The organism is Streptomyces sp. NPDC059718 (genome assembly GCF_042733315.1).
Lineage (GTDB): Bacteria > Actinomycetota > Actinomycetes > Streptomycetales > Streptomycetaceae > Actinacidiphila.
In genome coordinates, this window is sequence record NZ_JBHWGA010000047.1 from 17,306 (window position 1) to 26,641 (window position 9,336).

11 protein-coding genes are annotated in these 9,336 nt (G+C 69.3%); all 11 read right to left on the reverse strand.

All coding sequences use genetic code 11. The features are described 5' to 3' along the window. Window positions 1-96 precede the first annotated feature (96 nt). The 11 genes from ACFV3E_RS36715 to ACFV3E_RS36765 all read right to left on the reverse strand — a co-directional run bounded on the left by ACFV3E_RS36715 (window position 97) and on the right by ACFV3E_RS36765 (window position 9,289). Window positions 97-438 carry a hypothetical protein gene (locus tag ACFV3E_RS36715; RefSeq protein WP_500539303.1) on the reverse strand — a complete coding sequence of 114 codons (342 nt, stop codon included), beginning with the start codon at window positions 436-438 and terminating at the stop codon, window positions 97-99. An 87-nt stretch (window positions 439-525) separates the two neighbouring features. Beyond that, on the reverse strand, window positions 526-1,929 hold the full coding sequence (locus ACFV3E_RS36720; protein WP_500539305.1) for a P-loop NTPase family protein: 1,404 nt from the start codon (window positions 1,927-1,929) through the stop codon (window positions 526-528). After that, window positions 1,926-2,750 (reverse strand): hypothetical protein, encoded by an 825-nt coding sequence (locus tag ACFV3E_RS36725; protein WP_500539307.1) that lies wholly within the window; start codon window positions 2,748-2,750, stop codon window positions 1,926-1,928. The genes ACFV3E_RS36720 and ACFV3E_RS36725 overlap by 4 nt, the downstream gene beginning before the upstream one ends. A 101-nt stretch (window positions 2,751-2,851) precedes the next feature. Continuing rightward, window positions 2,852-3,385 (reverse strand): hypothetical protein, encoded by a 534-nt coding sequence (locus tag ACFV3E_RS36730; RefSeq protein ID WP_500539309.1) that lies wholly within the window; start codon window positions 3,383-3,385, stop codon window positions 2,852-2,854. Window positions 3,386-3,396: 11 nt separating this feature from the next. Next, a complete protein-coding gene (locus ACFV3E_RS36735; RefSeq protein ID WP_500539311.1) occupies window positions 3,397-4,422 on the reverse strand; it encodes a hypothetical protein in 1,026 nt (341 codons plus the stop codon). 908 nt (window positions 4,423-5,330) lie between these two features. Continuing rightward, entirely contained in the window at window positions 5,331-5,687 is a 357-nt protein-coding gene (locus ACFV3E_RS36740; protein ID WP_500539313.1) for a hypothetical protein, read from the reverse strand. A 1-nt stretch (window position 5,688) separates the two neighbouring features. Further along, complete coding sequence (locus ACFV3E_RS36745; RefSeq protein WP_500539315.1) at window positions 5,689-6,195, reverse strand: hypothetical protein; 507 nt, start codon at window positions 6,193-6,195, stop codon at window positions 5,689-5,691. Between the two features lie 167 nt (window positions 6,196-6,362). After that, a complete protein-coding gene (locus ACFV3E_RS36750) occupies window positions 6,363-8,039 on the reverse strand; it encodes a DUF2637 domain-containing protein (RefSeq protein ID WP_500539317.1) in 1,677 nt (558 codons plus the stop codon). A gap of 231 nt (window positions 8,040-8,270) precedes the next feature. After that, window positions 8,271-8,540, reverse strand: coding sequence for a hypothetical protein (locus ACFV3E_RS36755; RefSeq protein WP_500539319.1), 270 nt, complete (start codon window positions 8,538-8,540; stop codon window positions 8,271-8,273). Between the two features lie 191 nt (window positions 8,541-8,731). Next, window positions 8,732-8,869, reverse strand: a complete 138-nt coding sequence (locus ACFV3E_RS36760; protein ID WP_500539321.1) for a hypothetical protein — start codon at window positions 8,867-8,869, stop codon at window positions 8,732-8,734. Window positions 8,870-9,031: 162 nt separating this feature from the next. Then, entirely contained in the window at window positions 9,032-9,289 is a 258-nt protein-coding gene (locus ACFV3E_RS36765) for a WhiB family transcriptional regulator (protein ID WP_500539323.1), read from the reverse strand. Window positions 9,290-9,336 lie beyond the last annotated feature (47 nt).

Consider the following 9,336-nt stretch of genomic DNA (forward strand, 5'->3'; position numbering starts at 1 on the left):
CGGGATGCGATGCGTGGTGCTGCGGCATGGGGAGCGGCATCTGCTCCGTGTAGCCGGTGTGGTGTTGGTCAACGGCTGCTGGTGCCGGCTTGCCGCCTACGCGCGGCCGTGACGCTGCGGCGCGTTGCGTGTGGCGGCCGGCCCGCGCTGGGATGCTTCGATGGCGGCCAGGCTGGGGTACTGCAGCCGCAGCTGCGAGTGCTCCGGCTTGAGGCAGAGGCCGGGCTTGCGGCCGGTGTGCACCAGGTCCAGCAGTAGGTCCAGCACCTGCTGGGAGTCGCGGCCGAGCAGCGGCATCTCGTCGATGACGATGACCTCGGGTGCGGGCGTCGGGCTCTGGCAACGCTGCCGTTCACGCAGGATCATCGCCGCGGCGGCCGGGAGTCGTGTGCTGCGCTCGGTACCTGAGTTGTCAGTACTGTTCGAGGTAGTCGTCATCGTCCTGCCTTCCGAACTGACCGGGGGTGTTCCGCCTGCCGGGCAGGCCGAACACCCCCGTGGATGGGAGAGGGATGCCGCGTCGGCTCACCGCAAGGCGGTGAGGGCGTTGCGGATGGAGCCGAGCTTGACCTCGCGGCCGCCGTCGGCGTTGACCGCTTCCCAGACGTCCTGGGCGTCCATGGGCCCGTCGGTGGACTCCAGCACGGCCGTGACGCGCTCGCTCACGGTCCGAGGACGCTGCGACGGCCCGCGGTCGGGACCCGCGGTGGCCGCGAATCCGCGCTGCGGCTTGCCTGCGCCGGCGGGCGCGTCGTCGTCGGCGCCGTCTTCCTCGTCGCCGAACGCGGCCCTCATCGCCTCCGGCCCGTCCAGGCGTTCTGCGTAGGCCTCGCCTGCGGCAGCGTGGGAGGCGACCTCCAGAGGGGTCGGCGCCTCGTCGCCATACAGCTTGAGCATCTCCGGGTCCAGGCCTTCGACCGGCTCGGTGGATCCGACGGTGAAGAACCTGAACCGCGCGTCAGGGCTCGGACCGGCCAGGAGGTAGCCCTGGCCTTGGGTGCCGGACCGCTCCTCTTCTGCGAACTCGTCGAACTGGGAGACCAGCTTGACGCCGCCCGAATACTTCGGGATCGGTGCGAGGGCTTGCCCCGGGGGAAGCAGGCCGTCGGACACCAGCTGCTTCATCATCGTCGACGTCCAGCGCAGCAGGATGACCTCGCCGTCCTTGAGCATGCTGCGCAGGGTGTCGCTGCCACCCAGCTCTTCCAGGTGGCCGGCCTGCGCCGACAGGTGAACGCCGATGCCCAGGGACCGGCCGGTGCGGCCGATGTCCTTGATGTAGAACGTGGCCTCGGCCCGGTACGGAGCGCCCCGCTCCAGCAGCCGGTTCGCTTCGTCGATCCGCAGCGAGATCAGCGGGTCAGGCCGGTTCAACAGGAACTTCGACCGGCCGGCCTGCGAGTAGCGGACCTGCCGGTCCTGCATGATCAGCCACACGGTCTTCAGCTGCGCCATGGCGCCTTGCTGCGTGGTGACGAACCAGTCGACGTTGTCGCGGGCCTCGGGGACGGACTGACCGCCCTTGAGGTCGGACAGGAACGTGACGATCCCCGACCGCTTCTCCGCAGCCAGGATGATCTGCAGGCCCGTCGACTTGCCCGCACCGGTGGTCCCGAACAGCAGTCCGCGCTGCGCGGATCCTGCGCGAGGGTCGAACAGGCGCATCCGGGCCGGGCGGCCGTTGTGGTACCGGCCGACCCAGATGCGGCCCTGGGCGTCCATCGCGAGCTCGCGCGGGTCGGGCAGCTGGACGTACCGGAGAGGGTCGTAGGGGTAGATGGTGACCAATGCTCTGCGCATGCCGTCGGTCTCCACCGAGAGCCGGGCGGGGTCGTCGATCCCCAGGAGATCAGCGAGCCGAACCGGGTCGTAGGTGATGACTTCACCAGGTGGTGCTTCGACGGCCAGCTCGATGATCCTGTTACTCACGGCTCACCCAGTACCTTGTCGATGTCGATGGCCCGGACGCTGGTGATGACCGTTCCGGGCATGCCCTTGGGCGCGATGTCCTCGGTCCACACGTCCTTGAAGTCGCCCATGGTCCGTGGAGGCGTGCCGAGGAGGAGCTGCTTGAAGCCGGCGCCGCGTCCCGGGATCGGGTTGATCCGGATCTGGTCCTCGGGCCAGTCCAGCGCAGCGGACAGCGCCGCCTTGTTCACGGCGGGGACGGGCTGACCGGCAACCGTCGCGTAGATCACTGCGCGCAACGAGTGCGGCCCGGTCTTCTCCACGTCGGTCAAAGCCGTGTACGGCGCGGCGCCTTCGGAGCGGCCCGCGTTAGCGGCCCACCACTCGGCCACCGGGTGGGTGGACACCGGGATGTGGGTGGCGGGCACCACGTCGTTGGTCTCCGTAGCGTCGGCCTTCGCCGACGGCTCACGGTCGGCCAGTACGCGTGCGAAGAGCGCCGGGCGCCACCGCCACACGATGCCGGTCCACGCGGCGTCCATCGCCAGCTCCCACCAGTGGGTGCCGCCGACGAAGCGTTCCACGGTGAGGAGGATCGCCGCAGACACGGGCGATGCGGCGTACACGCAGGCGCACACGTCCATCTCGCGGCCCTTGGTGAGGGTCAGCGACCAGGCGGCGGCCCAGCCGGTCGCGGCGAGAGCCGCGGCGAGGGAGGGGGCGTACCAGTCGGGCTGGAACGCGGTGCCCACGAGCGCGGCCGTTCCGGCCATGGTGGCGAGTCGTCCGCCGCGGTGGCGGATCACGGCAAAGCGACCGGTCACCGGTCCCAGGGGGGTCAATGGTCTTCTCCTTCACTACGTCAGGGGTGCGTACGGACAGCCCGAGGGCGACGGACACTCGGTGGTGTCCGCCGCCCTCGGGTTCCGAGCAGGGGGGTTGGTCAGCGGTTGTTGCTGTAGAAGATGCGGTTCGCCATGTCCACGGGCATGCGGTGCTTAGAGTCGACGACAGGGCCGTACTCGGCGGCGTGCGCGTCAGCGGTCTCCTGGAACAGCGTGGACATCTCCTCGACCTCGCTGGCCATGGCTTCGGCGTCTTCCAGCACGGTTCGCATCATGGTGGCCGCGTCGCGGTGCTCGCCGGTCGTGAGCTCATCGACGTCGAGTTGCGCGGCCAGGTCGGCGATCCCGTTGACCTGCTCGCCGCAGGCCTCCACGTACTGGTATGCGGAACGGACGGTCTCCGACAGGCCCCGCAGGGCGACGCTGGCGGCGGTCAGTTGCGTGAGGAGGACGGTGTAGCGAACTCCCTCGACCAGGACGCTGCCGACCACGGCCAGGGCGTTGCCCGCCGTTTCCAGGGCCCCTCTGCCGCCGTTGTCTTCGCCTTCGAAGCGCGGTGCGCCTCCGGCTCCGGGTACAGGCATCGCGTCGTGCTCTTGGCCTTCCGGGCGCGGCTCGACGTCGCCGGGCATGGGCCCTCCTTTCACTCGTCGTGGTAGCTGGCTTCGGCCGGGGCGCTGTGACCCATGTCGCGGGTCGTGTCGGCAAGGTCCTTGTGTCGCGCGGCCGCGTTGGCGCCGGCTGTCTCAATGGCTTCGGCGGCCAGCGGGATCTTCGCCGCGAGTCCCTGCGCGAGGGCCTGCACCCTCTCTGCCTTCTCGAAGAGCAGCAGGCACCACCCCGGGAGGATGCCGGGGATCTTCAGGCGCAGGATCTCGGCGTACAGAACCTCCAGCCTGTTCTGCAGATCCTCGGCGCCCTCCCCGGCACGAGCGGCACCGTCCGCGCCCGCCCTGATCTCCTCCGCCATGTCGGCGTCGCTGTCGATCAGGTCGTGGATCGTCAGTTCCGCGTCTTCGTCGTACTGGGTGTTGTCCTTCGAGCCGGGCACAAACGCTCCTGTCCTTGCTGCTCGCAAACCTCTCGCGGGTCGGGACCTCGGGCGCTGGGGAGGATCGTCGATGCGCTCCACGGTGATCGTCACGCCGTCCCTGTAGCCCCACCCGGGCGGCGGCCCGAAGGGGCCATCGCCTCCCGGACCGGGGCTCGGTGTGCTCGTTGGTCCTTCACCCGGGCCGCCCTGGCCGGCGTCGTCTCGTGGCGTTGTCGTGTCGCCATCGGTCTTCGGCCCGGTGCCGCCGCCAGTGTCCGTGGGCGCGGCCTTGGGCGGAGGCGCCGTGGCGCCGTCGGCGCCGTCGGACGGTGCCTTCTCCTCACGGGCCTTGCCCTTCTTCTTCAGGTCGACCTTCGGGCCGGTCCGCTTCCTCAGGTCGACCTTCGGCCCCGACGTGCCGCCCTTCGCCGAATCGGTATCCGGCTTCGGGCTCTCGTCCGCGGTCTTCGCTGGGTCGGTGGAGACCTCCGGGTCCTTGGGGCCCCCCTCCCGGATCCAGGTGGCGATGCGTCCGCGGATCGCCCGCCGGATGTCGTCGTCCTCCTTCTTCTTAGGCGGGGGCTGGCCCTTGCGGATGCGGTCCGCTACGCGGGCGCGGACCGCTTTGCGGATCACGGCGTCCTCGTTCGGTGGCTTCGGCCCGTTCCGGATCCGGTCCGCCATTCGATCGCGCGCTGCCCGGCGCAGCGACGGACTCTTCGTGGAAGTCCGGTCAGCGCCGTGCCCGGGGGCGCCACCAGCCGCCCTGGAGGCCTGCGAAACGCGTCCGGCAGCAGGGGCCCGTGACGCGTCCGAACGGCCACCAGAGGCCCCGCCAGGGCCCTTTCCGGGGCTCTTGTGCGTTGCGGGTGACTTCCCCGAACCGCCCGACCGGAATGTCGACGGGGCCCCACCAGAATTCCCCTGACGGCCGCCGGGACGGCCGCCAAGTCGGGAATTCCCGGGACCTCGGGAATTTCTTCCGAATTCCGGTCCGCTCGCGATATTACGGCCCCCGCCGCCACCCCCGGAACCTCCCTGCGGGAGGCTCCCGGGATTTCCGGCAGCGGGTTTCGCCTGCTTTCCTACGGCCCGCAGGTGATCCTGGCGGGCCTTGAGGTAGGTGGCGACGTTATAGGCGCCACGTAGCGCGGCCACCGTAATTCCGGCCATCATCGCCGCCGACATGGCGGCCATGTCCTGCCCCTGTGCTTCCCCGTCGAAGTCGGCATCGCCCTCGGAGGCCAGACCGGCCGTCAGGTCGGGGGCTTCGGCGACGTCCAGAGAAGCCGGCGGAGTCAGTGGGGTCAGGTCGGGGAGCACAGGGAGGTCCTCGGCCGGCGGGGGATTGGCCCCCACCAGTGCGGGAACGCGGAGCCTGCCAAAGCCGAGCACGGCCCCGCCGGTGTCGTCATCGGCCATCGGCCGCTCTCCTTCGCTTGTCACCGTCTGCAACTTGACAGCGGGTCTTTCGCGCGCGTACGCGCGCGCATACGTAAGACCGCCGATTCAGGCGGCGAAGTGATGATGATGAACGCGTAGCGTCACGACATGTGAGCCTGGGTCCACGGCCTCAGTAGCCGCACCAGATCGGCCCACAGCGCCACATCCTGAGTGGCGAGCTTGCGGGCCAGGTCGCCCAGAGTGCGGGCCCGGTCGGCGTTCGAGGTGTTCGCCGCCAACCGGCCCTGCCAGTAGACGACCTGGGCGTCAGACCCCAGCAGCGAGGCATGGGCCTCGGTCCAGGGCTGCAGCAGCCGCACCAGATCGGCCCACAACTCTTCATTCTGGTTCGCCAATTGGCGCGCCAATTCCCACAAATCGCGGGCAAGGTCGGCATCCGTATTTGCCGAATCCAGCCTTTTCCCCCATGTGGCGATCTGTTTTTTCGTAAGCGCCAATTCAGGCGCCCTTCACGATGTCCATGAAGGACTTGCCTGCCTTGGTTTCGTCCGAGGAATCCGTGTCGTTCACCGTGATTCCCTTGTCGCCCCGGGCGTTGTTCATGAGCCCGCCGAGCGCCGTGGCCGCCTTGAACGTCCGCGAATTCACCGCCTCGGCGCGGCCGTTCCTCTTTTCGAGGGCCTTCTGCTTTCGCTTCGCGGGCAGGACGACGTAGCGGGCCTCGTAGCTCCTCTCGAAGCGCCGGGCCTCCTTCATCGCCTCGAGCATCAGGGCCTCCATGCGGGCCAGCGGGCGCGCGGTCCGGCGGGCCCGCAGCGACGCCTCGCCCCACTTGTCGCCCGGGAACTTGATGGTGGCCAGGTCGTCGCGGGTCTCGGCGTGCAGCGCGCGGATGTCGTCGGCGATCGCGCGGAACCTCTGGCGCTGCTGGTTGGTGTAGATGGCGACGCCGCCGGGCTTGAACAGGTCGTCCGACGTCCAGCGCCGGCTGTTGTTGGTCTCCACGGGTGTCTGTCCTCCTGGGCTGGGCTGGTGGGATGGTGGGGCGGGTGCGACCCCGTGGGTCGGCACCAGTGGCGCTGGCATTCGCGCTCGGCGCCTTCACCGAGTCCCCGAGGTGTTGACGGCATCTCGGGGGCCGGTGGATACGCCGAAGGCCGTATCAGTGCAGGTCAGGCCGCTGCGGAGTCGGTCTCCGGCAGGGCGTGACCCTCTTCCTTGAGGTACTCGATGGCCCGGGCCCGTCGGACGCTGGCGGTGCTCTGGGAGACCCCCAGTTCGTCGACGATGACCTGCAGAGTCACGCGATCGACACCACGGGACTCGATCATCCGGGCGATCCTGCGCGCATCCCGCTCCGGCAGGCTCAGCCGCGCCTCAGCTTCCGCTTCGGCGATGGCCCGCTCGGTTTCGGCTTCCTGCAGGCGGATTTCGCTCGTCCGAAGCTTCTCCTGAGCAGCGACACGTTCGGCCGCGACCCGCTCGGCATCGGCCTTCGCGGCTTCGGCTTCGGCTTCGACAGCGGCCTTGAGCGCTTCGGCAGTCCGAAGTTGCGCTTCGGCGGCGGCCCGCTCGGCTTCGGCAGCTTCGGCCTGCTGCTGCTGGGCGACCTTCTTTGCTGCTGCCTCCGTTTCGATCCGCTTCGCCTCGGCTTCCGCTGCCTGCTGCTGGGCGGCAGCCTCACGCCGGCGGAGCTCCTCCTGCCAGTTGAGCTGCTCGTTCTCGCGGTCGTGGATCGCCTGGAGGCGCTCAGCCTCCGTCTGGTCGCGCAGCTTCTGCGCTTCCCTTTCGGCCTCCGCTTCCCTCAGCTGGACCTGCCCTTCGGACTCGCGGAGGTCAGCTTCGACGGCCTCCTCAAGTTGCTTTCGGGCACGCTCCAGTCGGCCCTGGGCGACCATCTGCTCCTGCATGGCGCCCAGCTTGGCGACCTCGATCCTGGTGTTCATTTCGATCCTGCGGAGCTCTTCTTCGGATTCCCGGAGGCCCCTCGAAGTCTCGGCTTCGAGTTCCCGGAGTCGTGCCGCCTCCGCGCGGGCCGCGGCGGCTTCCGCTTCGCGAACCGGGATCTCCAGAGCTTCGTCCACGCTGAGCCCGAAGCGGGCCATCTTGATCGGGAGGAGCTCGTCCGGCGGGGTCTTCCAACGCCAGGCGTGTCGGCCGTAGCGCTTGCGGAGCATCTGCCGGTAGATCGTGATCTCGCGCTGCCGGTTGACGACCTGCTGGTAGTTCGGCAGGTCCCACAGCCGCATGCGGCGGAAGAGGAACCAGGTCGGCAGCGGGGAGAGAAGCCAGCGGAACAGTGGCGGGGAGCCGTATTCCTGCTCCCCGGCCAGGATTGCGGCCATGCGCCCGATGCAGTGCCGGGCGGCCTCGACCGCGACGATGAACAGAACGGGGATGACGCCGTGCATCGCGGCCGCGAGCGGATCTGCGGTGAGCGGACCATCGGGGGCCGCGGCGTTGAAGACGACGGTGGCGACCGTCAGGCCGTGGGCGAACCATCGCAGGAACGGCAGCCGGATCCGTCGGCGCAGGAGGTAGAGGTCCATGGCGAGCAGGACCAGGATTCCGGCGTCGATGCCGACCGGGAAGGCGTAGGCGAAGGAACCGAAGCCCTTCGACACCGCAAGGTGTCGGAGGGCGTTGTATGAGCCGGTGAAGCCGATGCCGGCCAGGACCACGCCGCCAGTGGCGGCCGTGATGGCTAGTGCCCGCATCGTTCGCGGGTCCTTGGCCGGCTTGGACACCTGGGTGGGCCGGGCTGCGGACACCTCGGGAGCGGGATCAGGCGGCGGTGACTCGTGCTCCACGATTCGTTCGTCGAGCTGCGGAGTGCTGAGGGCGGGCATGGAGGAACTCCTTCCAAGGTGAGGTGAGGTGTGAGCGGGAGCCTGCGAATCAATGGGCAGCACGTTCTCGCCGTAGCCAACCCCCCCGGCAATGTGGTCGAAAGGGCGGGCGTTGTTGCGTACGGCGCTGGCTGTAGCCGAGCTCCCGCAGTCCTGTCTGGCTCCCCTCAGCTCTGCCCGTACGGCGCGAGGCCGGGACGGGCAGGGGAGGCAACCGACAGGGGCACCGAGTCAGCCGGTGTAGTAGGCCCCCCAGTACCGCTCGGGGACCTCGCCGGCGCGGAAGTCAGCGGCTTCCTCTCGGTAGTCCTGGGCGTGGTCGCGAGCGACCTTCGCTGCTGCTGCGGCCTGGGCGCGGGTGGTTTCTGAGTTGGTGGGATCAGCTGCGTCGCGGTCGCCACTAAGCGCCGCGGCCTCGCAGCGTGCCGCGCACCTCTCGCGGTCCTCGGCCAACTCGACGAGCTCCGCGTCGGTCAGTTCGGTCACGAGGCGTTCGGCCACTGCGGCCTCCAGGATTTGTAGGGGTGTCTGTCTGGCTCCCCTCGGCCCTGCCCGTACTGGCGCGGGGCCAGGACGGGCAGAGGAGGCAACCGACAGATCCATTCAGTCGTCGTTGCCGATCGGCGGTTCGGTGCTCGGGGGCGGTGTCGTGATCGGCTCGTGTTCTTGGCTGCCGTTCACGCTGTAGTCGCTCACCGCTGGCCTCCACGGGCGCGGACGTCGTTCTCGCTGCGCCGATTCGCGTCGTCGACCTTCCGGGAGAGGTCCTTGTCCTGCTCTTCCGTGAGGGGCGAGACGCCAGCGGACAGCACGACTGTCATGATGTCCATGGGTTCTGGTCTTCCTTCCTCTTGGTTCCGGGGCCTGTGGTCTTTGGGGGCGGCCACCCCCGAAGACCGACCCGTTTTGACCGCTCGCGGGTACGAGCGGCCGCGGGCGTCGACATCCGAACTGAGATGCCGGCGCCCGTGGCCACTGGTGCTGGAAGGCGGTCAGGAGGAAGCGGTGCGGGCGCGGTTGCGGGCCGCGCGTCGCTTCATCGCGCGGCGCTCGTCCTCGCTCAAGCCGCCCCACACCCCGCTGTCCTCGCCGGTCTCCATGGCCCACTGCAGGCAGGTCTCCATGACGGGGCAGCGGCGGCAGACGGCCTTGGCCTCTTCGATCTGCAGCAGGGCCGGGCCGCTGTTCCCGATCGGGAAGAACAGGTCGGGGTCCTCCTCGCGGCACACCGCGTTGTGTCGCCAGTCCATGTGGGTGTTCCTCTCTCGCTGTGCTGCGGATGCGGTGCTGCTTCAAG

What these genes read in the sequence shown, in the direction of transcription:
- ACFV3E_RS36765 (WP_500539323.1), bottom strand. Translation starts at nt 9,289, where the DNA reads ATGGACTGGCGACACAACGCGGTGTGCCGCGAGGAGGACCCCGACCTG.
- ACFV3E_RS36760 (WP_500539321.1), bottom strand. Translation starts at nt 8,869, where the DNA reads ATGGACATCATGACAGTCGTGCTGTCCGCTGGCGTCTCGCCCCTCACG.
- ACFV3E_RS36730 (WP_500539309.1), bottom strand. Translation starts at nt 3,385, where the DNA reads ATGCCCGGCGACGTCGAGCCGCGCCCGGAAGGCCAAGAGCACGACGCG.
- ACFV3E_RS36715 (WP_500539303.1), bottom strand. Translation starts at nt 438, where the DNA reads ATGACGACTACCTCGAACAGTACTGACAACTCAGGTACCGAGCGCAGC.
- ACFV3E_RS36750 (WP_500539317.1), bottom strand. Translation starts at nt 8,039, where the DNA reads ATGCCCGCCCTCAGCACTCCGCAGCTCGACGAACGAATCGTGGAGCAC.